This window comes from Streptomyces sp. MBT65, assembly GCF_016612545.1.
In the GTDB taxonomy this organism is placed as follows: domain Bacteria; phylum Actinomycetota; class Actinomycetes; order Streptomycetales; family Streptomycetaceae; genus Streptomyces.
The window spans coordinates 1-507 of sequence record NZ_JAENRY010000751.1 but is presented as its reverse complement, the minus strand read 5'-3'; the positions used below and the strand labels follow the sequence as shown (position 1 = coordinate 507).

Below are 507 nucleotides of genomic sequence, written 5' to 3'. Positions count from 1 at the left end.
CCCCAGGGCAACACCAGTTCCCCCTACGCCAACCACCGCGCTCACCGCCCCTCCCTCTCCACCCGAGCCGTGGTCCTGGCGGCCGCCGACCCCGCGAACGCCTACGGAGCCGCCCTCCCCTGGCCCGAGCCGCCGACCGGTGCCGGGCACAAGGCGGGGCGCAAGGCGGGCTCTCTCGTAGTGCTGGTCGAGGGTGAACTGACGCTCTACATGGAGCGCGGCGGCAAGACCCTGCTCGCCTGGCCCTCCGCACCGGACACCACGGCCACGGAGGACCCACGCCTCCAAGCGGCCGCCGAGGCCCTCGCGGCAGCGGCCCGAGCCGGTTCCCTCGGCACGGTCACGGTGGAGCGGGTCAACGGCGCCTCGGCCCTGACCTCCCCGATCGGCACCCTCCTGGAAGGAGCAGGCTTCATCGCAACACCACGCGGCCTGCGCCTCCGCGCGTGAACCAGCACAAGGTCCTCCGGGGTCCGGCCACTCATCACCCCGAGCCAGCCCCTACCC

Annotated in this window: 1 protein-coding gene; it reads left to right on the top strand. The window is 73.8% G+C overall.

What is annotated here, in order from left to right:
- Nucleotides 1-450 (top strand): hypothetical protein (locus JHN63_RS51950; RefSeq protein WP_200692054.1); only part of this gene is annotated, 450 nt, incomplete at its 5' end.
- Nucleotides 451-507 lie beyond the last annotated feature (57 nt).